Annotated in this window: 15 protein-coding genes; 9 read left to right on the plus strand and 6 right to left on the minus strand. The window is 62.8% G+C overall.

The genetic code is table 11. The features are described 5' to 3' along the window. The first annotated feature begins 130 nt into the window (after positions 1 to 130). The 3 genes from WKV53_RS10450 to WKV53_RS10460 all read left to right on the plus strand — a co-directional run bounded on the left by WKV53_RS10450 (position 131) and on the right by WKV53_RS10460 (position 5,782). The gene (locus WKV53_RS10450) at positions 131 to 2,701 is read left to right on the plus strand and encodes a DUF1800 family protein (protein ID WP_341404524.1); all 2,571 of its coding nucleotides are present in this window, start codon (positions 131 to 133) and stop codon (positions 2,699 to 2,701) included. A gap of 220 nt (positions 2,702 to 2,921) precedes the next feature. Then, the gene (locus WKV53_RS10455; protein WP_341404525.1) at positions 2,922 to 3,506 is read left to right on the plus strand and encodes a fasciclin domain-containing protein; all 585 of its coding nucleotides are present in this window, start codon (positions 2,922 to 2,924) and stop codon (positions 3,504 to 3,506) included. Between the two features lie 113 nt (positions 3,507 to 3,619). Beyond that, entirely contained in the window at positions 3,620 to 5,782 is a 2,163-nt protein-coding gene (locus WKV53_RS10460) for a hypothetical protein (RefSeq protein WP_341404526.1), read from the plus strand. On the opposite strand, the gene WKV53_RS10465 is transcribed toward WKV53_RS10460, so the two are convergent. After that, positions 5,779 to 7,725 (minus strand): DUF455 family protein, encoded by a 1,947-nt coding sequence (locus tag WKV53_RS10465; protein WP_341404527.1) that lies wholly within the window; start codon positions 7,723 to 7,725, stop codon positions 5,779 to 5,781. The two genes, WKV53_RS10460 and WKV53_RS10465, sit on opposite strands and share 4 nt — an antisense overlap. 102 nt (positions 7,726 to 7,827) lie before the next feature. On the opposite strand from WKV53_RS10465, the gene WKV53_RS10470 reads away from it, so the two are divergent. Both WKV53_RS10470 and WKV53_RS10475 read left to right on the plus strand, forming a co-directional pair. Further along, on the plus strand, positions 7,828 to 9,189 hold the full coding sequence (locus tag WKV53_RS10470; protein ID WP_341404529.1) for a trypsin-like peptidase domain-containing protein: 1,362 nt from the start codon (positions 7,828 to 7,830) through the stop codon (positions 9,187 to 9,189). Further along, complete coding sequence (locus WKV53_RS10475) at positions 9,168 to 9,413, plus strand: hypothetical protein (RefSeq protein ID WP_341404530.1); 246 nt, start codon at positions 9,168 to 9,170, stop codon at positions 9,411 to 9,413. The genes WKV53_RS10470 and WKV53_RS10475 overlap by 22 nt, the downstream gene beginning before the upstream one ends. A gap of 79 nt (positions 9,414 to 9,492) precedes the next feature. On the opposite strand, the gene rlmN is transcribed toward WKV53_RS10475, so the two are convergent. Next, on the minus strand, positions 9,493 to 10,572 hold the full coding sequence (gene rlmN / locus WKV53_RS10480) for a dual-specificity RNA methyltransferase RlmN (protein WP_341404531.1): 1,080 nt from the start codon (positions 10,570 to 10,572) through the stop codon (positions 9,493 to 9,495). A gap of 258 nt (positions 10,573 to 10,830) precedes the next feature. Between rlmN and WKV53_RS10485 the strand changes: the two genes are divergently transcribed. Continuing rightward, complete coding sequence (locus WKV53_RS10485; protein WP_341404532.1) at positions 10,831 to 12,027, plus strand: SHD1 domain-containing protein; 1,197 nt, start codon at positions 10,831 to 10,833, stop codon at positions 12,025 to 12,027. A gap of 23 nt (positions 12,028 to 12,050) precedes the next feature. Here WKV53_RS10485 and WKV53_RS10490 read toward each other — a convergent pair whose 3' ends face one another. After that, positions 12,051 to 13,190: a HupE/UreJ family protein gene (locus WKV53_RS10490; RefSeq protein WP_341404533.1), complete on the minus strand. Its 1,140-nt coding sequence runs from the start codon at positions 13,188 to 13,190 to the stop codon at positions 12,051 to 12,053. Between the two features lie 143 nt (positions 13,191 to 13,333). Between WKV53_RS10490 and WKV53_RS10495 the strand changes: the two genes are divergently transcribed. Further along, positions 13,334 to 16,024, plus strand: coding sequence for a glycosyl hydrolase family 95 catalytic domain-containing protein (locus WKV53_RS10495; RefSeq protein WP_341404534.1), 2,691 nt, complete (start codon positions 13,334 to 13,336; stop codon positions 16,022 to 16,024). A gap of 60 nt (positions 16,025 to 16,084) precedes the next feature. Here WKV53_RS10495 and WKV53_RS10500 read toward each other — a convergent pair whose 3' ends face one another. Then, the gene (locus tag WKV53_RS10500) at positions 16,085 to 19,201 is read right to left on the minus strand and encodes a beta strand repeat-containing protein (protein ID WP_341404535.1); all 3,117 of its coding nucleotides are present in this window, start codon (positions 19,199 to 19,201) and stop codon (positions 16,085 to 16,087) included. 353 nt (positions 19,202 to 19,554) lie between these two features. On the opposite strand from WKV53_RS10500, the gene WKV53_RS10505 reads away from it, so the two are divergent. Then, the gene (locus tag WKV53_RS10505) at positions 19,555 to 20,115 is read left to right on the plus strand and encodes a hypothetical protein (RefSeq protein WP_341404536.1); all 561 of its coding nucleotides are present in this window, start codon (positions 19,555 to 19,557) and stop codon (positions 20,113 to 20,115) included. 6 nt (positions 20,116 to 20,121) lie between these two features. Here the strand turns inward: WKV53_RS10505 and WKV53_RS10510 are convergent, their stop codons facing one another. Both WKV53_RS10510 and WKV53_RS10515 read right to left on the minus strand, forming a co-directional pair. Further along, complete coding sequence (locus WKV53_RS10510) at positions 20,122 to 21,543, minus strand: hypothetical protein (RefSeq protein WP_341404537.1); 1,422 nt, start codon at positions 21,541 to 21,543, stop codon at positions 20,122 to 20,124. Positions 21,544 to 21,565: 22 nt separating this feature from the next. Next, positions 21,566 to 22,675, minus strand: coding sequence for a patatin-like phospholipase family protein (locus WKV53_RS10515; RefSeq protein ID WP_341404538.1), 1,110 nt, complete (start codon positions 22,673 to 22,675; stop codon positions 21,566 to 21,568). A 132-nt stretch (positions 22,676 to 22,807) separates the two neighbouring features. On the opposite strand from WKV53_RS10515, the gene WKV53_RS10520 reads away from it, so the two are divergent. After that, the gene (locus WKV53_RS10520; RefSeq protein ID WP_341404539.1) at positions 22,808 to 23,236 is read left to right on the plus strand and encodes a CbrC family protein; all 429 of its coding nucleotides are present in this window, start codon (positions 22,808 to 22,810) and stop codon (positions 23,234 to 23,236) included. Positions 23,237 to 23,359: the final 123 nt, after the last annotated feature.

The raw sequence follows: 23,359 nt of genomic DNA on the forward strand, positions 1-23,359 counted from the left end.
GTTGCTTTCTGCTACACGGCACCATCCCGGCCGTGGAGCGACAAGCTCTTTCCTCTAACCGGCTGGTTTCAAGCGTGCTGGAGCCGCAGGCTTGTCCTGAAGCGCGAAATGGGCATCATCCGCCCCCACTATGAAACGCTGGCCGGTTCTCTTCGCCGCCGCGTCGCTGGCATCGACGGCTCACGCCCTCGATGGCAACGGCAATTCGCAGAGCGATGTCTGGGAAATGGTCTTCGGCGCCTCCGGCTTGTCCGCGGCCGCCGATGCCGACCGCGACGGCTGGACGAATGCGCTCGAAAGCATCGCCGGCACCAATCCCTTCGACGGGAAATCGTTTCCTAAGCTCGAGGTGACCACCGCCGGCGGCCTGCCGGTCCTTCAGTGGCAGAGCCTTGCCGGCAAGCGCTACACCATCCACACCGCGAGCAACCTCGTCTCTTGGTCGCCGCTGCAAGCGAACATCGTTGGCACCGGCGGGCCGCTGACATGGCCGCTCGCCCCCGCCGGCGGCCGGGCCTACTTCAAGGTCCAGGCCTCCGACGCCGACTCGGACGGCGATGGCGTCAGCGATTGGGAGGAACTCACCCTCGGCTTCAATCCCGCCACCAACCGCACCGGCCGCTATTCGCAGACGGATTCCCAGCGGGTCACCGCGGGCCTCACCGCGGCAAATACGATAACCGTCTCCGTTTACGATGACACCTGCTCGGAACGCTGGCCGGATCCCGCGGTGCTGGTGCTGCGCCGCAGCGGCGGCCTGAAGCCGCTGGATGTCCAGTTCACCCTCGGCGGCACGGCGACCAGCCCGGACTACACTTCATCCATCTCTGGCACCGTGGCCCACTTCGCTCCCGGCCAGCGCGAGGTCTTCGTGACCATCTCCGCTGTCGATGACGCCGTGCTCAACGAGCCGGCCGAGACCCTCACGCTCACCCTTCAAACCGGCACCGGATACACGATCGGCACCCCGAACTCCGCCAGCGTGACGATGCTCGACCCCAGCGGCCCGTCCGCGAAGGAGGCCGCCCGCTTCCTCATCCAGGCCGCCTTCGGACCCGATCAGGATTCTCCCGCCGATGCTGACCAGATCCCGGAAAACGTGGAGGAGGTCATGACCATGGGCATCGAACCGTGGATCGATGTCCAGATGGCGCGCCCGGTCGGCCGCCTCCTGCCGATGCTCCAGTGGCAAAACGAGCAGCCGGGAAACGGCGATCCCAACGACGCCGAGATCTGGAACAATCGCAAGATGAACGCCTGGTGGGGTCGCGCCATGGGCCTGCCAAAGCTGCGTCCGGACGCCACCCAGACCCAGCTTCCCGATCCGCTGCGCCAGCGCGTCGGCTTTGCCCTCAGCCAGATCTTCGTCATCAGCGACCGCATGGAACGCCTCGCCACCGAGCCCGCGGCGATGGCCCATTACTACGACAAGCTATTGGAGAATAGCTTCGGCAACTACCGCACGCTGCTCAAGGACGTGGCCCTCCATCCCTGCATGGGGCAATACCTCTCCCATCTCGCCAACCGGAAATCCAATCCCGTCGCCAAGACCTTCCCCGACGAGAACTTCGCCCGCGAGATCATGCAGCTCTTCAGCATCGGCCTGTGGATGCTGAATCCCGATGGCACCCGCATCCTCGATGCCCAGGGCAATCCGATCCCGACCTACAACAACGATAACATCACCGAATTCGCCAAGGTCTTCACCGGCCTCTCCTACGGCCGGTTGAACAATGGCAACCCCGCCAACTTCGGTGACTACGAAGGCGACTTCACCGTCCCGATGAAAGGTTGGGACAGCGAGCACGACCTCGGGCCGAAGACGCTCCTGTTAGGCGTGACCACTCCGGCGCGCGTCGCCACCTCGGGAAGTACCGGCACCGCCACCATGGCCGATGTCGATGCCGCGATCGATTGCCTCTTCAATCACCCGAACGTCGGCCCTTTCATCGGCCGCCTGTTGATCCAGCGGCTCGTCACCTCGAATCCTTCGCCCGCTTACATCAGCCGCGTCAGCGCTGCCTTCAATGCCTCGCCGCGCGGCGACATGGGACGCACGGTGAAGGCGATCCTGATGGACCCCGAAGCGCGCGATGCCGCCAGGATGAGCGATCCAACCTTCGGCAAGCTGCGCGAGCCCTTCTTGAAAGTCGTCAATTTCGCCCGCGCCTTCAATGCCTCCTCCGAGGAAGGCTGGTACTACCTGTCCGGCTTCGCCGCCGATCACGTCGAAGAGCCGCTGAATTCCCCGAGCGTCTTCAATTTCTTCCTGCCCAGCTACACGCCGCCGGGTATCCTTGCACAAAGCGGACTCGTGGCTCCCGAGATGCAGATCATTAACGCCTCATCCGGCGTCACCGCGCCGAACTACTTTTGGAATGCGGTCAATGGACAAGTGGGCTCAACCGCTCGCGAAGAACGGGCAGTGACACTGAATCTCGAACAGGAGATGCTCATGAACATCCCCTCGCTCGTCTTCGATCAATACGGGCAGACCAATCAGCAGCCGCTCGATCCGGATCCTCTCATCCGCCGCCTCGATCTCGTCCTCACCGGCGGCACGCTCACCCCACAAAGTTTCCAGATCATTCGCGAGGCGCTCGCCCGTATCGGTCCCGGCAGCTGGTACTGGCATGAGGACCGCCTGAAGCTCGCGATTTACCTCATCGTCTGTAGCCCGGAATTCGCGGTCCAGCACTGATCCCGCGCGAAGCATTTCGCTCGTGGACAAGATGCACCGTGCATCATTCGCACGGTTTTAGCGGCGGTCGCTTCCCTCTTGGAGAACCGACACTAAAGCATTGGCCTTCAGACACTTCCAAAGCACCCACGACACCGTCGTAGCCGTGGCATGTCGTCTGCGCATTGAGGGGTAACACGGCCCGCAGGACATTTGCGGGGCGCAAACCGGCAAATGTACCATGAAAACGAAAATCACACGACTAGCCCTCCTCCTTGCCATCGGCTCACTGATGCCCGTGGCTTACGCGCAGGAGAAGACCACCAAGGAAAAGGAAACCAAGACGACCGTCGTCGAAGAGAAGGTCGTGGTGGGCCCTGAGAAAGGTTCCATCGCTGCTGCTCTGGGCGACAGCGCCACGTTTTCCATCCTCACCAAGGCCCTCCAAGTGACGGGCCTCGACGCAACCCTTGGCAGCCACAAGGGCACCTTCACCATCTTCGCTCCGACTGACGAAGCGTTCTCGAAGCTGCCCGCCGGCACCTTGGACAAGCTGATGCTTCCGGAGAACAACGAGAAGCTGCGTTCGCTGCTCCTCTTCCACGTGCTCCCCGGCAGCTTCGCCATGGCTGACCTGAAGAACGGCGAGATCAAGACCATGAACGGCGAGAAGGTCGAAATCGACATCAAGTCGGACACCAAACAGGTGGAAGACTCGAAGATCTTCAAGTCCGACGTCGTCGCCACCAACGGCATCATCCACTCGGTGGACAAGGTGATGGTCCCCCATTCGCTCGATGGCTTCGCAAAGCTGGACGAGAAATAATCCGGCCATCAGCCATCGCTGACACCACGCCTCCACGGCTCCGGCCGCGGGGGCGTTTTTCATTCCTGTCATCCCGGGAAGACGGGGTATGGATCAGGCGTAGCAAACGCCTCATGTCCATCCGTCGCGATCTGATCCTCGTCGCTCTCGTTTCCACCGTGGCAGCGCAGACGCATCCCGCCTTTCCTGAAGATCCCGCCCAGGCTCTGGAGCGGACCTCCTTCCAGACGGGCAAGGCATGGAGCCCGCAGGGCAACCTCCGCTCCGACGTGGCGATGGTCTACGGCATTGATCCCAGCCTGCCGGATCGCATGAAGACATGGCGCGACCGCGGCTATCGCCTGCACGTCATGACCGGCGTCTCGTGGGGCCAGTATCAGGACTACCTCTACGGCCGCTTCGATGGCGTGAACCACGAGGACAACGCCCAGACCGACCGCACTGGCAAGAAGATCAGCCACGGCGGCGACGTCTACTACATGTGCCCGGCCGAGAATTACGGAAAGTTCCTCTGCGTCGGCGTGCAGCGAGCGCTCGATGCAGGCGCCGAGGCCATTCATCTGGAAGAACCCGAATTCTGGGCCCGCGCCGGCTACTCGGAAGGCTTCAAGCGCGAGTGGCAGGCCTACTACAAGGAAGAGTGGCAGCCGCCGCATTCATCGGTCGACGCTCAGTGGAAAGCCTCCAAGCTGAAGTACTATCTTTATCGTAGGGCACTCCAGCAGGTCTTCGATCACGTCCACGAGTTCAATCAGAAGACCGGCAAGAAAGTCCGCTGCTACGTTCCCACCCACAGCCTGATCAACTACGCCCACTGGTGCATCGTCAGCCCGCAATCAAGCCTCGCGAAAATCGACGGCTGCGACGGCTACATCGCGCAGGTGTGGACCGGCACCTCCCGCACGCCGAACCATTTCCGAGGCGAAAAGAAGGAGCGCACCTTCGAGACCGCCTTCCTGGAATACGGCGCCATGCAGAATCTCGTCCGTGCCACCGGCCGCGGCGTGTGGTACTTGAACGACCCCATCGAAGACAACCCACGCCACGATTGGACGGACTACCGTACGAACTGGGAGTCCACGCTGGTCGCATCCCTCCTGCAACCGGACGTCTCTCAATACGAAGTCGCCCCATGGCCGGAGCGGATCTTCGGCGGCACCTATCCGCGCAATCTCCCGAAGGAGGAGCAGAAGTCCATCCCTCCCGAGTATGCCACCGAGCTGCAGGTCGTCATGAACGCGCTCAACGACATGAAGCAACCCGACCACGCCTGGGACTGCGGCACCCGCGGCCTCGGCGTGCTGGTGAGCGATTCCCTCATGTTCCAGCGCGAGCAACCGACGCCCAGCGATCCGAACATGGCCCACTTCTACGGCCTCGCCATGCCCCTGGTGAAACGCGGCATGCCAGTCACGCCGGTGCAGCTGGAAAACGTCACCCTGCCCGGTTTCCTCGCCGGCCTAAAGGTCCTCGTCCTCAGCTACGAGGGCCAGAAACCCCAGAGTGCCGAAGTCCATCCTCCGCTCGCCGAATGGGTGCGAAACGGCGGCGTGCTGGTAGTCGCCGACGATGATCACGACCCCTACAACCAGGTGAAGGAATGGTGGAATGGCTTCGGAAAGGATCAGTCAATCCCGCGCCAGCACCTGTTCCACGAGCTGGGAGTGACCGACACCGCTTTCAACGGCGACGAACCCGTCGCCGTCGGCAAGGGATCCGTCATCTGGCTGCACCGCAGTCCCACCCGCTTCGCCATGGATGCCGCCGAAGAAGCCAACTTCGCCTCCGCAATGAAGACCGCCGTCGCCAAAGCCGGTGGCGAATGGAAGGAAACCAACCATCTCATTCTACGACGCGGCCCGTACTTCGTAGCCGCGGGAATCGACGAATCGACCTCACAGGAGCAGAAGACCCTCAAAGGTCGCTTCGTCAACCTCTTCGATCCCGAGCTGAAGGTTCAAACCCAGATCGACGTGAAACCCGGCTCACGATCCTTCCTGCTCGATCTCGACGCGGCCAAATCCAGCACGCCACGGATACTGGCGTCAGCCTGCAAGGCCCTGCCAAAGAAGCGCGACGACGCCACCCTCTCCTGGACCGTCGAAGGAGTCGGCGACACCCCGGCCATCGTCCTCCTGTCAGCCCCACAACCACCAAAGTCCGTAACCCTCGACGGCCAGCCGCTGGAGTCCTTCACCCACGACGCCAAGGAAGGCCTGCTCTACCTCCACTTCACGAACACCTCCGCCCCGCGCGAACTGAGCGTGACGTTCTAAACTCCCACTTCCCACAGCGCCAGAAACTCCCGCGCAACATCCGGATCATTCAACAACACCGGCCCGCCCCGCAGGCTCCCGCCGGTAAAAGCCGAAACATCCGCCACCTTCGACCTGCGCAAGATACTGAACCTTCCCAGTCGGTTCGGCGCGGACTTCTTCAGAAGCTCCAGCGCGATGCGACCCATGGTCATCCGCACATTGAGCTCCACCACGTGCTTCAACGCCAGCGATCCATCCGGCAAGCGATGCACCATCGCGTCCACACCCAGCGGCCCCACGTAGCCAGGCACCACCTCCCGCAAAGCCGCAGGAATCTTCTCCTGATACCACCCCATCACATCGGCTTCCCGATGAAGAAACGCGGCCACCTCCGGAGATAGCAAGTTCGCCCACTTCGGCCCGACACGAGTACCCGTGTAACGACCCGCCGCATCATTCTCGATCACCGTCATGCCGATAAGTTCGACACCACCCGCAGCATCCATCTCATAAAGCGCCGAGAAGTCGGTCTCACGCTCAAGCCACGGCTCGACGACCACCCCGCCATGAGCCGCGATCGTATTTCTCAACCAACCGCGCGTCGCATCAACCGGACTCTCGCGATTGACCCGCTTGTGCCCTTGCCCCGCACGGGAAAAGAGCGCCTTCGCAAGAACCTGCGTTTCATCGAGACGACCCTCGATCGCCTCCCAAGCCTGATCCACATCCCGGTAAAGTTTTCCCCTCTCCGATAAATCTAGCACCTCCTCCAACCTCAGCCCGATCTCCTTCGAAAGCCACTCCTTCGGCAACTCCTCACGCCACTGCCACGGGACATTCGGTGAAACGTCACCCGCCAGCTCCTTGAAAAGTACGCTCGCATCCGGCGACCACGCCCACGGCCTCAAGCCACCCAGCTTCCTCCCCCGCAGCTCTTCCACGGTCGCGATCTCCGGCAGCTCGAACCCCGCCTTCTTCAGCGCCGCCAGATGCTCTCTCGACGGCGGCCTGCGCAGCACCGCCACGTCATCCTTCCGGCACCAGCCCGCGATCAGCATCTCCAGGTCTTCCTCCAGTGCCACCGCCGTCTTGTCCGGCTGATAGCGTCCGGGCATCGCATGGCCTTCGGCATTCGGATTGAACCAATGCACCACCGGCGTCCGCCCCCGCGATTGCTCGCAGACTTCGAGATGGCGGATGAAGTCATCATCCAGCCCCGCCAGCTTCCGCCCTTCGGCATTGAAGGGAGCCACACCCTTCGCCCGCGCCGCGGTCAGAGGAAACACCAGCGACTTCCGGTACGATTCCCAATCCGAACTCCCGTGCTCCTTCCACCGGCGGAACCATTTCACGCCATGACCCACGTGACCGATCTCGTCCTGATAGATCTTCTCCAGCACCGCCGCCGTCGCCGCATCACCCGCCTGCCGGAAGAGCCCCGCGTAGTGCTTCGAGAAATCCAGGTTCGCCTGCTCGAAGGTCAGATTCAGCCGCGTCACGAAATCCATCGGCGTCTCCATCGGCGCCACGATCCGCCAAAAATAATCATTCACCGGCAGCTCTCCAAAGACGATGCCACACTCCCTCATCCGCCGCACGTACATCAGCGCATGCATCTGCTCCTCGCGCATCGCCTCGTACACCCCGGCACGATATTCCTTCGGTGCATCGGGGAATTTCAGGAGCACCAGCGCCATCAGCTCCGCCGCGAGCAGCTCGTGATTCGCCAGGAAATGCAGCATCACCCCGCGCTCGCGATCGTCATCCAGCCGGTGGATACCGGGAAACTCCACCCGCACCCCTTTCGCGTGAATCCGCAGCTCCTGCGGCCGACCCGGCGAGTCCGGCGTCGCGATCGCCGCCCCGGGCACCTCATCGCTCGCATCCTTCGGGGCAAGCGCCAGCTTCTCCTCGAGCGTTTGCGCGAAGAGCACGCGCTCGGCGGCTTCCCTGATCTGCACGCCGGAGACGATGCCTCATCGCGCTGCGGGGCAAAGCGCGAATCGATCCCGCGACAATTGCAGGCTTGCGAGTGCCCCTCGATCCCTGTTTCCTGAGACTCGATGATATCAAGTCGTCCATTCATCTGGCTCGCGGGACCGGCCCTTGCCTGCACCGGCCTCGTCTCCTGCGACAGGACCACCAGGGCAGACGTGGCAGCCGCAGAGTTGAAGCTTTCCGACAAGGAGACCGAGATCGAGGATCTCAAGTCCAAGGTCGGCAAGCTTGAGGCGCAGGTTCAGGAAGCCAAGAAAGGCAGCGAAAAAGTCGAAGCCACCCTTCAGCAGCTCAAGGATTCCCACAAGGAGAACGAGACCCTGAAGGACGAGGCGGAGGAACTTCGCAAGGAAAACGAGAAGCTGAAGGACCAGATCACCGCGAAGATCCGCGCCCGCGCGATCGGCGAGAAGCACGAGCAAGTCGCGGCCCCCAATGGCAAGGTCTATCGCCAGGTGGTCATCCGCAAGGTGGACGAGGAAGGCGTCTCCATCGCTCACGAAGGAGGCGTCTCCACCTTGAACGAGGACAGCGCCCCGGCGACCTGGGTCGAGCGTTTCCGCCTCGGCGTGCGCAAGCCCGAGCCACCGCCTCCGGGCGACGCCGGTGAAACCGCCGTCGCTGCCGCTCCTCCCAAGGGAGACAACAAGAACGACAAGCAGGCCGTCGTCCGCGCGAAGCTGCCCGGCGTGCTCTTCGTCGAGGACGAGAAGAGCAAGGGCAGCGCCTTCCTCGCCACTCGCGATGGCACCACCTGGCTCTACACCGCCGCCCACGTGCTCACCCAGGGCACCGGCCTTACGGTGAGAAACTCCGACGGCGCCCGCCTCACCGAATTTGGAAAATGCGAGATCGCCAGCGACCGCGATCTGGCGCGCATTGAAGTCAGCGTGAAGCCCGGACTTGCCCTCACCTTCGCGAAGCAGGGCGGAGCCAAGGTCGGCCTGGACATTACCGCGGTGGGAAACAGTGCCGGCTCGGACGTCCTCACCCTGCTCAATGGCAGGATCAACGCTCTCGGACCCAAAGAGATCGAAGTCACCTCCTCGGTCATCGCTGGCAATAGCGGCGGGCCCGTGATGCTCTCGGAAACCGGCGAAGTCGTCGGTGTCGTCTGCCGCGCCGAAGTCGGACGGTCGGACGTCTGTCGGCGGACACCGACTTCTCAAAGGTCCGCCGCTTCGCCACACGCATCGACGGCGAGATCCCTTGGCGTGAAGCCTCCCTGGAAAGTCTGCGCACGGAAACCCGCCGGATCGCCACCTTCGATTCCCGCACCCAGCTGGTCTTCGCTATGGCCGCGCTCGAGCCGGGCCAGAATGGACTGCGGCTGGACATGCAAATCGGCGGCGGCAAGGGGCAGACCATCATGTCGATCTTCCTGCAGCACAGGGACCTCGCCCCCGTGCAACGTCTGGTCCAGATGAACAAGCAGCTCTCCGAGAAGCAGCTCCGCTCGTCCGAACGCGATCTGAAGAAGAAGTTCGCCGGCTTCTACCGGGACCTGCTGAACCTCGTCGCCAATGACACCTCGGACTTCAGGCCCGTGGAATTCTCCTACGTCAACCGCAAGGAAGCCGAGCTGTCGATCAAGTGGCGGAATCAGGCCACCCAACTGCTCACCGCCGCCGCCAACTCCCTCGGCCGCTGAAGAAAGTCTGCGGCCCCGCCTCAAGTTGTACGTAGTCCCGGCTTCAGCCGGACACGCCAGAGCTGCAAGGGCCGCCTCCTTACCGCGACGCCCTCACCTTCTCCGCCTTCAGCTGACCGCAACCGGCGGCCACATCAATCCCACGGCGCTGCCGGAAGGTGCACGGGAAACCAGCATCTAATAAAATCCTCTGGAACGCACGACCCGCTTCCACAGCCGCAGCTGTGCCTTCGAAGCCAGTCGTCGGATTCAGCGGGATCAGGTTCACATGGGCATCGATGCCCTTCAATAGCTCCGCCAGGCGATGCGCCGTTTCCGGCGAGTCATTCTTGCCGGCGATAAGCGTCCAGCCGAAGAAGATCCGCCTGCCCGTCACCTCGCCGTACTTGCGACAGGTGTCGATGAGCTCGGCCAGCGGCCACTTCTTGCTCACGGGCACCAGCGCCGAGCGCTCTTCCTCCGTCGAGCCATGCAGGCTCACCGCGAGCCGGTACGGTTGCCTTTCCTCGGCCAGCCGCAGGATCCCTGGTACGACGCCCACCGTACTAATCGAAATGTGCGCCGGCCCGATGCTGATGCCACGGACAGTGGAGATGATGCCGAGCGCCTTGATGACCGCGTCGTAGTTGTGCAGCGGCTCGCCCATCCCCATGAAGACTAGGTTCCGCAAGCGGCGGTCCGGATGGGTCGCGGCGAGCACGCGGCGCGCATGCAGCACCTGCGCGACAATTTCCCCGGGCCGCAGATGACGCACGAATCCCATCTGCCCGGTGGCACAGAAGACACAACCCATCGCACAGCCGGCCTGGCTGCTGATGCAGGCCGTGTATCGGCCATCATAGCCCATCAGCACCGTTTCGGTCGTCTGCCCATCGCGATGCTGGAGCAGGAACTTCCGCGTCAGCCCGTCCGAGCTATGCGTCTCATCCACCACCACCGGGGCATCCAGAAAGAAGCTCTTCCCCTCCCCGATATGTGCTTCCACCCACTCCTTCAGCGGCGGCGAGAAGTCGCGCGACGCAAGATCCAGCTCATTCTCCCGCTGCACCGCCCGCCACAGCGCCTTGGCGTGGTGCGGGTTCACTCCGGACGCGCGCAGCTCCGCCTCGATCTCGGAAAAACCGAGGTCGTGGAGTGACCGTGGCGTGGGCTGGCTCATGGCGCGACCCTCCATTTACCGCGCTGGAGATCGCTTCAAGTCTCATTTTCCCATGGGACATCACCGGTTTCCGCCGGGGGACAGCTGGATTCCACATGTCGCAACCACTCATTTTCGCGGCGTTTAATACATCACGGCACCGGCTGCAGTTGTATGAAATTCACAGTGTTTTCCTTGAAGGGCCAGCGTTTTTCGGAAAGGAATCGCTCCCCGGCTTCGATTGTTATTAGTCTGGAACCCAACCGCCTTTCACCTCCCTTGAAAGCAACCCTGCGCAACTTCACGCCCTTCGTCGCCACCCTCGCTTTCCTTGCGTCGCTGGATGCCCGCACGTGGACGGATGTTCAGGGGCGGAAGATCGAAGCCGATCTCGTCTCGTCGACCGATACGGAGGTGACCCTGAAGCTCGCCGCCGGCAAGGATGTCACCCTGCCTCTGGCCAAGCTTTCGGCAGAGGACCAGGCATTCGTGAAGGAAGCTTCAGCCAAGGGCGGCAAGGTCGATCCCAAGGCAGCAGGAAAAGAAGGCGATGAACTCAATTTCGACGCACCGTGGCCGCAGACGATCCGCTTCTCGGAAGATCCTCAGATCCAGGTCGTTTCGGAGGACAAGGACAAGAAGCGCTTCGTCTATGAGAGCGCGCACTATCGATTTGTTTGCGATGTGCGGCTGTCCCAGCAGGTGGTGAAGGGCTTCGCGGTGATGTTCGAGTCGACCTACCAGTACTGCCGCGCCCTCCCGCTGGGGATTTCCGGTGGTAAGATGACGGACGGGAAATACCAGATCCTTCTTTTCGAGACGAAGGACAGCTACGTTCAGGCGGGTGGCCCTCCGAGCAGCTCCGGTGTTTTCGTCAGCGGCCGGAATGTGGTGATGGTTCCCCTGACCAGCCTCGGCGTCCGCCCGGTCGGCAGCGGCTACATGCTGGATCACAGCCAGGAGAGCGGCACCCTCATCCACGAAATCACCCACCAGCTGACTCCGGAAGAATACTATGCACCGGGAGCGATGGGCTGGTTCAGCGAGGGACTCGCTGAATACACGACCGCCACGCCCTATCGCGCGGGGTCCTTCAAGGTGAAGTCGAACTTCGACGACATCGTCGCCTACGCCACCGCCTACGGGAAGAAGGACACCCACGGTCGCGCACTCGGCACCGAGATCAAGGCTCCTGCCTTCAAGGATTTCTGCCTGATGAGCTACGAGCAGTTCACGGGTACCAATCCCAACTTCAACTACGGCTTCGGCTTGGTGCTCACCACCTACTTCCTGCACCTTGATGGCGATGGCGATGCGAAGCGCGTGAAGGAATTCCTGAAGGCCCTCCGCGCCGGCAAGACGCGCGAGGACGCGCTGAAGGTCCTGATGGACGGTCGTAGCTACGAGCAAATGGAAGAAGCCATCGCCAAGGCGTGGAAGCGCAAGGGCGTCGACATCAAGTTCAGCAAGTCATAGTGGGCGACCGCGACGAGGCACGCTCAGACGACCCGCTCGACGAACCAGATCAGGCCCGTCAACGCGAGCGCCACGCAGGCCCAGCGACGGAAGTGCGGCCACGCGCGGCTCTCATGCCAGCCGGTCGTTAGCAGCCAGGCAGCGGCAAGCACGATCGCCTGCCCGGCTTCCACGCCCAGATTGGCCGACACCAGCGTGAGGAAAAATCCTTCGCCGGGGCGAATCCACGTCGAAAGCGTGCCAGCGAAGCCAAGCCCGTGGACCAGTCCGAACGCGAATACGATCCACAAGCGCCACGGCCTGGCCTCGCGGATGAACAGGTTCTCCACCGCCAGAGCGGCGATGCTCAGGGCTATCAGCGGCTCCACGATCTTCGTCGATACCGTCACATGGCCGGCCGCCGCCAGGCCGAGCGTGATCGTGTGCGCGGCGGTGAACGCGAGCGATTGCGCGAGTAACGGCTTCCAACGCCGCCTGAGCAAGAAGATCCCGAGCACGAAGAGGATGTGATCGAAGCCACGCGGCACCACGTGCACCACGCCTTGCTCGAAGGCGACCACCACCGGTGAATGGCCTTCGGCGACCTTCTCGCCGGTGCCCTCCTTCAATACGACCTCTCCTCCCGGCGCGACGGTCAGGTAGGTCGCATCACCTGCGCCCGGAAACTTCACCACCAGATCCGGATGATCTCCTCCAGCCATCGCGATCGTGACTTTGCCCGGCGTGCTCGCCAGCGGCCGGAGCCGCACGTGAAAGTAGGCGCCGTCATTCAGCAGCGAGGGGAAATCCGGCGGGGTCGAATCGAAGTCAGGGAAGCTTGCTTGCCATTCGATCTTAGCCCCGCCCGAGCGAAGGGTGAGCGACTCCTCCAGGTAGCGCTTCGCTTCCGCGGTCAGGCGCGTCTGCTCCGCGGCTGGCAATGCCACCAGCCAATCCCGGGTAGGCTGCGGTGCCCCGGCATCACGGCGAAGCACCGGGTCCGCATAGCCGGCATCGAAGAGGATCTCCAGCTCCCACGTCTCTCCCGTATTGTGAAACTCTCCATAGAGCTGCTTCACCACGTGCGCCGCCAGCGGCTGAAGCCATCCGGCTAACAGGAATAGCACCGCCACGAGACGTCCCGCGTACCGGGTTTGAGGGGCGTGGGGCGGAGGCAAACTCATGGGTCGGCACAGGTCATCCGCACGCGGTGGGGTTCAGCAAGACAGATTTCTCCATGGCGTCATGCTTTCCACGGTGAACGCGGCGGCTTTTCCTCGAAAAGCCCGCATTCGAAGACATAGATCGGAACCGCACCCCGCTCTCCATGAAGCCTCTTCTTTCTCTCGTGCTGGTCACCGCCGCCTCGGCGGGACCCTTGGAAATCCGCTACGACCGACCTCCCGCAGGCATGGGCTCGGGCGGCGGCGAGGCATCGATGAGCGATGCGAGCACCGCCACCTCGTCCGGCTGGGAAAGCAGTGCCCAACCGGTCGGCAATGGCCGCATCGGCGCGATGATCTTCGGCGGCACGAACAAGGAGCGCATCCAGTTCAACGACATCACTCTCTGGACCGGCGGCGACAATCCGTCCGGCGGCTACGATGTGAATGACTTCGGTTGCTACCAGAATTTCGGCGATCTGTTCATCGAGCTCGATGGCGCTGGCGGCAATCATCCGCCCGGCACCTGCACCAGTGGTCATGTCCCCTATCATTCGAACGAGAACGCCGCGGCGGCTGCCGATGGCAACGCTTCCACCAAGTGGTGTGTCGAGCCGAAGGGCAAGGACGTGGTCTGGCAGATCGAGCTACCGGATCCCGAGGTGATCGGCACCTACGCCTTCACCTCTGGCAATGACGTGCCGGAACGCGATCCACAACAATGGCGGCTGGAAGGCTCGGCCGATGGCAAGTCATGGAGCCTGCTTCACGAGATGAAGGACCAGAAGCCCTTCGCGAATCGTGGCGAAACCAAGACCTTCATGCTTCCAGCAGGTGGCAAGCGGGCACCGCTCAAGCACTACCGCCTGACATTCCCGCCGAACCCCGGCGTCAGCCATTTCCAACTCGCCGAAATCACCCTCGGCAACCCACCCGTCACGCCGGAGAACTACTCGCGCTCGCTCGATCTCTCGACCGGCATTCACACCGTCACCTGGAAATCGGGCGACGCCACCATCACCCGCGAAACCTTCGCCAGCCACGCAGACGATGTGATCGTGGTGAACTTCCGTTCGACCGGGAAGCTGAGCGGCAAGGTCCGGCTCGCGGGTGCTCACGGCGACACCACCAGCGCGAATGCCAGCGCGCTCACTTTCACCGGCCAGCTTTCTAACAAGCTCCGCTATGCCGCCCGCGCCGCGGCGACCACCGATGGTGGTGCGCTGGCTTCGAAGGAAGACTCGCTCACCTTCCGTGACACCGGCACGCTCACCTTGATCCTCTCCGCTGGCACCGACTACGCGATGGACCCCGCGAAGAAATTCCGCTTCGGTGCCGATCCAGCGGAGACGACCGCCGCCAAGTCGAAAGCCGCACTCTCCCACAAGTACGACGACCTCCATAGCCGCCACGTCACCGAGTTCCAAAAGCTCATGGGCCGCGTCACCTTCGACCTCGGCACGCCCAAGGAAGGCGATATCAAGTCCCGCCTCCAAGCCTACAAGAAAGGCGCCGAGGACCCGGCACTCGAAGCGCTGATGTTCCAGTATGGCCGCTACCTGCTGCTCTCCTCCTCCCGGAATTCGCTGCCAGCCAATTTACAAGGCCTGTGGAACGACAGCAACAAGCCCGCGTGGTTCGCCGACTACCACACCAACATCAACATCCAGATGAACTACTGGCAGGCCGAGCCGGCAAACCTCGCCGAGTGCGCGAAGCCGCTGCACGACTGGGTAATCGCCTCCATCCCCGGCAGCCGTGCTGCCACCGTGAAGGACTTCGGCGAAAAGACCCCGGGCTGGACCATGCGCACCTCGGTGAATCCCTTCGGCGGCAATGGCTGGGAGTGGAACCTGCCATCGTCCGCGTGGCTCGCGCGGCATTTCTGGGAACACTACGCCTTCACCGGCGATGCGGAGTTCCTCAGGGAAAAAGCCTGGCCCATCTTCAAGGACGTCTCGGAATTCTGGCTCGATCATCTGGTGGAGAAAGACGGCAAGCTCGTGGTTCCGAAAGGCTGGTCGCCCGAGCACGGTCCACGCGAAGATGGCGTGGCTCACGACCAGGAGATCGTGTGGGATCTCTTCACCTTCACGCTCGACGCCGCAAAGGAACTCAAGATCGACGATGCGCTGACCAAGAAGATCGCCGCGGCGAAGGAGAAACTGTTAGGCCCACAGATCGGTTCATGGGGCCAGCTCATGGAGTGGACCACCGAGCGGCCGGATCTTGAAAAAAGCGGCCACCGCCACACCTCCCACCTCTACGCCGTCTATCCCGGCAACCAGATCAGCGTCAGCCGCACCCCGGAACTCGCGAAGGCCGCCGCAGTATCGCTGGAGAAACGCGGCACCTCCGGCGATTCGCGCCGCTCGTGGACCTGGGCATGGCGCACCGCCCTGTGGGCCCGCCTCGGTGAAGGCGACAAGGCGCAGTCAATGATCCGCGGCCTGCTCACTCACAACACACTCGATAACCTCTTCACCACTCACCCGCCCTTCCAGATCGATGGCAACCTCGGCATCACCGTCGGCATCTGCGAGATGCTCGTGCAATCCCACGCCGGCGAAGTCGCGATCCTGCCAACCCTCCCAAAAGGTTGGCCCACCGGTTCCTACAAGGGCCTGCGCGCCCGCGGCGGCTTCGAGGTGGATGCCTCGTGGAAAGATGGCAAGCTCACCGAATCGACCCTGAAGTCCCTGTTAGGAAACGAGCTGGTGCTTCGCCTCCCCGGCAACCCCGCAAAGATCACGCTCACCCGCGGCGACGGCAAAGCCGCTGAGCTCAATGCCAAGGACGGCGTATTCTGCTTTCCCACCACGAAGGGCGAGAGCTACCGGATCTCGATGCCGTAAGGCAAAGAAGCACCGGCCCTGTGGCCGGTGCCATATAACCCAATTATTACCCAGAAAAACTCAGTTCTCCGTGCCACTCACCCGGACGAACTTCCTCGCCCCGGCAACCGGCACCGTCGCTTCCATGCGCGTGTAGTCCACTGGCACTCCGCTCTGATCAACAGCGGCCGCAGGCGTGACGCCACTCACAGGCCAAGTCACCTCGGTCATCGTGGTGCTCTCCTGAAGCTGATAGCTCGCACCGCTGTTCCGCTGCTTCCAGCGGACGATGAGGTTCGATCCACTGGCAACCGCCTGCACCAGCGAACCATCATTGCTCACCGGCGACGTGCCGAAGAGGTATTCGACTTCATTGGTGAAGCCATCGTGATCGGGATCGTCCGTACGTTCGCGATCATCGGGATTCGCGATCTGCGACGACCAAGCGTCGTAAGGATTCACCGCACCTCCGGTAACAACCAGCAAGGTCCCCGTGCCCTCCAGCCGGTCGCTCTCATGAGCCGCGCCGGAACCCACCGCACCCCACACGCCGGCCGCCACCTGGACACCCGCAAGCGTGAGCGTGTCGATGGTATCCTGCGCACCATGCGTGAGCCGGAGCAGTGCCCCGGCGGCCACGGTCACATCGCTGTCATCCGCGAAGAACGGAGCCGCGACAATGAGACGCCCACCATTGACGGTGGTATTACCGGTGTAGCCGACATTCCCGGGCGTGGCCGCGGCATTCAGTGTGATGTCATTGCCGAAGACCTTCGTGACATTTGCAGCGCCAGTGATCGGGCCGCTGAACACCATCGCTCCGCCGGCAGCATCAAGGCTGACATTGCCTTGAAGGGCTATCGCCCCGGTCCACGTTCCAGTGCCATTACCCTGGTTGTGGAGCGTACCGCCGCTTTCCACCGTGACCGGAGTCGGGATGGAAAGCGCGCCATAGGTGCCAACGCGCGCACCACTCTTCACGACCACGGTGCCAGTCGCACCGCCCCACGCATTCGCCGTGTTCTCCGCCCAGACAGTGCCCGAGTTGATCACGTAGTGGATGGAAGTGCCGCTGGCATCCCCGCGGAAGCCCATGTCGCACGAGCCGGTCTTGGTCAGCGTGTGTCCATTGCCGGTGATCGTCCCACCCGGGGCGATATCGAAACGGCCGGCATTGCTGCCGATGGCGGCATCCCCTGTAAGCGTCAGGTTCTTCACGCTGGTGGTGGCGAACAACCCGGTCACCGAGGAATTGACGATCGCTCCCGCGCCGCCCGGCCCGCTGCCAGCCAGCGTGTAGGAGTGAAGGGCACCCGGGCCCTTGCCATTGAGGTCCACTTGGGCACCTGCGGCGACCGTGATGCCGGAGCTGGCGCCAAACGAGGCAGTGTCCCCCATCTTCAGCACCCCGGAATTCACGGCGATCGGACCGGTGAAGGAACTCGTCGCACCGCCAAGGGTCACGGTGCCCGTGCCATTCACCGCGAAGCCGGTGCCGCCGGCAAAGCCCGAGCCCGAGCCATCGATGAGCCAATCCTGCGTCCCCGCAAACGACACGGTGCCGGCCTGGATATTCCCGGTGAGAAGTACGGTGGTCACCGTACTCGCGTCCCCGAAGGCAACATTGTCGCCCCCGGCAAAAGCCACGGTCGTGTTCGACGCGTCCTTGAAATTGAGATCCGGCGCGGCATTCCCCCAGAACGGGCTCTCGGCTCCGGTCCACGTGAGATTGCGGGCCACCGGCGGCGGACCCACGCGGATGACGCCGGTGCCGGTGAAGTGAACGTCATCGATATTCTGCGCATTGGAAGACGATGAACCCCAGGTCCCTGACGTCTTGACCGAATTGCCGATCTTGAGCTCATGCACGATGTCCTCGATCCCGTGCGACAGATCGACCAAACCATTCGCACCGATCGTCAGCGTGCTGTCGTCATTGAGGAAAGCCGTGTTGAAGGTCAGCACGCCCGCCGTGACGGTGGTATTCCCGGAATAGGTGCAGACGCCCGTGAGCACCAGCGTGCCTTCGCCCAGCTTCTCCAGGCCACCGCTGCCGGACATCACATTGGTGATCGTCGCGGTGTTGCCATCGGTGTCGAATTTCAAGCCACCCGCCTGAAGGTCGACGAAAGCCCCTTGGAAGAAGTTCGCGCTATTCGCGTGGGCCACGGCTTTCACCGTTCCGCCATTGGCGTGGATCACATTCGCAGTCGCGCTTGCCGCCACCGAACTGGAACCGAGGCGAATCGAGCCGGTTGCTATCGTTCCACCATTGAGATTCACGATGCCAACGATCGTGCTCCCCGCATTCTCACCACCGAGGGTGATGTGATCCGCCTTCAAGGTGGCGGTGCCGGAAATCGTCACCGTGCCCTTGTTGTTCGCCGTGTTGCCGAATTGCCCGGCCGACAGGGCATACGTGGCGGCGTTGAATTGAGCCGTGTCGCTCAGGGTGAGGTTGCCGCTGCCACCGTTGTTGCCGAGGTAGATGTTGGCAGTCCCGGTGCCATTGGCATTCAGGATCGCATCACCGGACAGCGTGATGTTTCCCGTGCCGCCATTCTGCGAGCCGATGCGGAACTGCGGCGAATTCGTGCTGAAGGTCCCGCCGGTCATCAGGATGCCGCCCGTGCCACCACTGGCAGTGCCGAGCTGGACCTGCCCCGTACCGGTGTGACTGAAGCTGCCAGAGGAGGCTGTGATCGCTCCATTCGCACCGCCCGCAACCCCGATCGTGATGTTGGCACCGCTGAAGGTGGCCGCGCCACCAGTCACATTGAAGCGAGCGTTCGTGCCATTGCCCCACGGGAAGGCCGCCGTCGCGAGCGTCCCGCCACTCAGATTGAAAGTGGGATTGCGCGAACCTCCCGCCCCGCCGAAGCCCAGCGAATTCAGCGTGAGCGCGCCGCCGCTTTGATTGAAAGTGGTGGCGCCGCTGGTCAGGTTCAGGTTGAGCGCATTGAGCGTGATGGTGTCGTTGAAATTGATCACCGAGCCGCTGCCATCGGAGGTGGCATTGTCGGCCGCGCCGCTCGGCACATTGACGCCGCCGGTCCAGTTCGCCGGAGTGCTGTAGCTGCCGGTGGTCCCGGCAATCCAGGAGTTGCTGACGGCAAAGGCGCTGCCGCCGGAAAGGGCCAGAGTGGTAGCGAGTCGCAGCAGGCTCGCGCGGGTTTGGAGATACGAGGTGGCTTTCATGGGTTCGGAATTCATGCGCTGGAAAAAGGCGCGGGGTTCTTGGGGTCGGGTCTGAGGAAATCCCGCGGACCTTGTCTTCAGGTGGGCCAGTGAAGACGTTTGGGCGGTCAGGGGACTGGGACCAGAGTCACGCCCGACCCCCGGCTGGCAACCGAACGACCTTTTTGCGGCCCGTTTCCGGCCACTTTCCCGCCCGCCACCCGAAAACAGCCGATTTTCAATCACTCGCCCGAGTGATTCCCTCCACCTCACCCCTCGCGTCAGGCACTCCATTCCTCATCAGAGGATATGCGCACTAACGGATCACTCACGCGGTGGCACTCGACGGTCTAAAGGAGTAGGAAGACGACGCCATGAGAACCACTACTTCTGCGACCGTGGGGGCGGTCGGCTTGGTCGACTGGCTCAAGCAACACACACCCCGATTTTCACTCGCCATCGGTGCCAACTGCGGCTGCGACGTCTCGCGGCTCGGCCGGCAAATCTGCGAGCATCTCAACCGCCGCGACCCCGCGATCCAGGGCCGCTTCCGCGCCTTCGACGCCGAGGAAATCCGCCAGCTCGCCGGCGATCCCTTCTGGCGTCAATCCGTGCTCGCCGCCGCGAGGAGCGAGACCCCGGACAAGCCGGAGTTCCGCTGTGACTACGAGGCCATGACGCGTGACATCGCAGCCTTCGGCGGAGCCGTGCTTTCCGGCGAAACGGCGATCGAGACCACCGCCGACCTCGACAACGTCTTCCGCGTCTCGCTCTCGCACTGCGACCGCTGCTGCCCGCAAACCGAGCTGATCCTCGATCCCGACGGCTTCACCCACGAAGGCCTCGCCGCCGTCATCGCCAAGCGCTTCACGCAATGGTGCGAAAAAAAAGCCACGCGAAAACCGCACGTATCACGGGACACGGTCTTCGCGTGAGGAAGATCACTTCCTCCCCCGCGTCCCCGACCATTCCCACAGCTCCGTCAGCAGTAGCCGCTCGCTCGACGCGACCACACGAGCCGCCGTGGTGAAACACTTCGCCTCCGCCAACTCGGCGCGCTTCTCTTTCAATCGTTCCACCATCTGCCGGTAAAGCCCCGCCCGCCGCTTGTGCTCGAACAGCGGGACCATCGCTAGGCACCATGCCGCGATCGCCGGCAGCACCACCGGCAGGAAAGACAACAGAACTCGATCCACCGCAGCAGGCACCTGCCACTTGAAGACACCTCTGAAAATCGCCGCCGCCCCGAACAGCATCGCACCCGTCGAAGCGATGCGGAATGCGGTCTGGAAAACCCTCAGCCGCCGCGCTGCCAACTCTCCCTTCGCGTCAAGGTAGCCGATCTGCCCATCCAGCCGCTGCTTCAGATAGTGGTCGCGCTCCGTTTGCCACGGCTCCCGCTCGCCGATCATCTGCCACGCCGCGCTGCGCAGGAAGGCGGCATCATCGTGAAACAACTCCGCCGCGAACGGCCGCAGCGGCGGCGCGAATGCATGCGATGCCATCAGCGACCTCAGCAACTCCGCGCGCAGCCGATCATCCACCCACTGGTTATTGATCCGCAGCCGCGCCCCCACCCACGGCAGACACGCGGCCAAGACCACGATCCCGAATTTCACCACCGCCGCCAGATCCGCCCCGGGACCAAAGACCGCCAGCACCCCGGCAATCACCGTCGCGCATTGGTTCAGTGTGATTGATCCCGCCGCAAACCAGCGTGACCGCGGCGCACCACGCACCGCACGACGATCCAGCTCCGCGAACAAACGCTCGATCCCCGGCGCCGCGGGCAACTTCTCTATGACCTCATCACTCCACGGCAGAGGCACACGACTCTCCAGTGCCCCCATCCGCGCCGTTTCGGCGTCGATGATCCGGTACGGCACGCCACGCTCGCGCGATTCGGTCACGCTTTCCGCCGTGCCCCCGATGCCGCGAGCCGCTTGCCCGTCCCACAGGAAAAGCATCGCATCGCACACATCCAGGATCTCACGCGCCGCGAGGTGATACGCCTCGGGCGCCACTTCATTGCCCGGCGCGATCTCCACGTTCGCCGCGCCATCGATGATCGCCTTCGCCTTGGCCCACTCCACCTCATCCTCGAAGTCCTCGCGAAAGCGCTCCTCCGGAAACGGCAGCACCACACTGTAGGCCAGCCCAAGCTCACGGCACACTTCCAGGAAGATCAAATCCGCCCCAGCCGCCGCACTTGAGCGTCCGGTGACAACACCATCCAAGTCATCACGGAACTCCTTCAACGCCGTCACGATCGCCGCCTTCACTGCCACCGGATCCACAATCCGCCGGTGCCCCGCGAAGCCAATGATCCACACCCGCCGAAAAGCGGCTCCATCATCTACCATCTGCGATCTACGATCTCCCATCTCAATCAAAGTGCTCCAGCTTCACCGATTGCTCCGCATACCCCCGTCCCATCTCGCCGAGGAAGTCCATCAGCTCGATGTTGTCCAGAGTGAAGCCCTTCTTGCTCACCTTCATCGCCGCTTCCATGTCCGCGTCGCCGATGCTCCGGTCATAGCGCGCATAGAGAAATGCCGCGCGCGGGTTCTCGCGGATCAAGTCGCCGATCTCACTGTCGAGCGGCTCGCCATGGCGGCACTCGCCATGCTGGCGGCACAGCATGTCCTGCATCCACTGCGCCGAGCCGATCAGTGCCGTCGGGATCGACTTCGCCTGGCCTAACAGATTCTCGTCGATCCGCGAACCACGTCCGGTCTTCACCCGGCCGGTGCCGATGGAAACAAGGCTCAGGCGATCCTTCCCATCCGGCCAATTGAGCCGGTACTCCGGCAGCGTCGCCATCGTGTAGAGCAGATACGCGGGATTATTGAAGGGCGTCACGCCTCCATCCTCGAAGGCGAAGACCTGCCGCTTCGTCTCCCCGCTATGCTGGTCCACGATCTCGATCACCTCCGGCGGGAAGAAAGTCGGCGCCGCCGTGCTGGCGCGCACGATCTGCCACAGCGGCAGGTCCAGATTGCAGCCCGGCTGCGCGCGGTCGTTGTAGAGCGCACGCGGGTTGTTCGACATCGGCCACGGCGAACCGGTCGAAGCATTGCGCGTCACCACCAGCAACAGCGTGCGAAGCTTCCGCGTGCCCAGCGTCGCGGGCGTGCCATCACTTTCGACGAAGAAGTGCTTCAGGAAATCCGAGATCGGCTGCCCGGCGAAGCGATGCTTGTAGAGACTGCCCAAGCTGGCCTTGGTGAACATCACCTTCGCATTCTCGCGATACAGCCGGATCACCTCATCCACCGGCAAGCCCCACGACAGGAAGGTCGCAATGATCGCCCCCGTGCTGGTCCCGCCCATGTAGTGAAAATGATCCGCCAGCACCAGATCCGGCCGGCCATGCCTCTCCCGCAGCAGCGCCTCCATCCGCCGCGCGATCTCCAACGAAAACAACCCGCGGATGCCACCGCCATCGAAGGCAAGCAGCCGCGCACGACCGGACGGGGGAGCGGTCCATTCCATGATGCCGCTCGTCTAACCGTTCCCCCCCGCCACGGCGAGCGGCAAAAACATCGCGTGCAAAGCTGAACGCCGGGCAAAATCGGATCCGTGTTGGACAAGACAACTGCGATCCTACACAAACTCGGTGGAAAAATGACCTCTCTACCGCACTTCCCCTATCATCGTGATCCCGAATCTTCAGGTTCGATCCGGTCCAGCGACGCGGCATGCGAGTGTTGTGGCAAGGCTCCGGGGCTTCTTTACGACGGAGTCGTTTACGCTGAGGAATCCGTTCAGAATCTTTGCCCCTGGTGCATCGCGGACGGCTCTGCGGCAGACAAGTTCGATGCCGAATTTTTCGATGCCTACTTCTGCGACGATGACCAGAACGAGGTGAAGATGCCGCCGGAGGCATATCGGGAGGTGTTTTCCCGAACCATTGGCTTCCCGACCTTCAATCCGATTGGTTGGTGGGTTCACTGCAACCAGCCCGCCGAGTACGTGACGCGGAACGAGCCTTACGAGATGGTCTTCGAATGCCGGGTCTGCCACCAGCGGCACGCCATTGATGATCTCGACTAGGGCGCCTCGCCGAGGTGATGATCTGAAAATCAAAGATATCTCCGGCGGCCATTGCAAACCGCCCGATCCACCCTCGCTGCGATTGCCTTATGACTTTTCGCACGATGCTGCTTGAAAGGCCAT

Origin of the sequence: Luteolibacter sp. Y139 (assembly GCF_038066715.1) — a bacterium.
GTDB classification, from domain to species: Bacteria; Verrucomicrobiota; Verrucomicrobiia; order Verrucomicrobiales; family Akkermansiaceae; genus Haloferula; species Haloferula soli.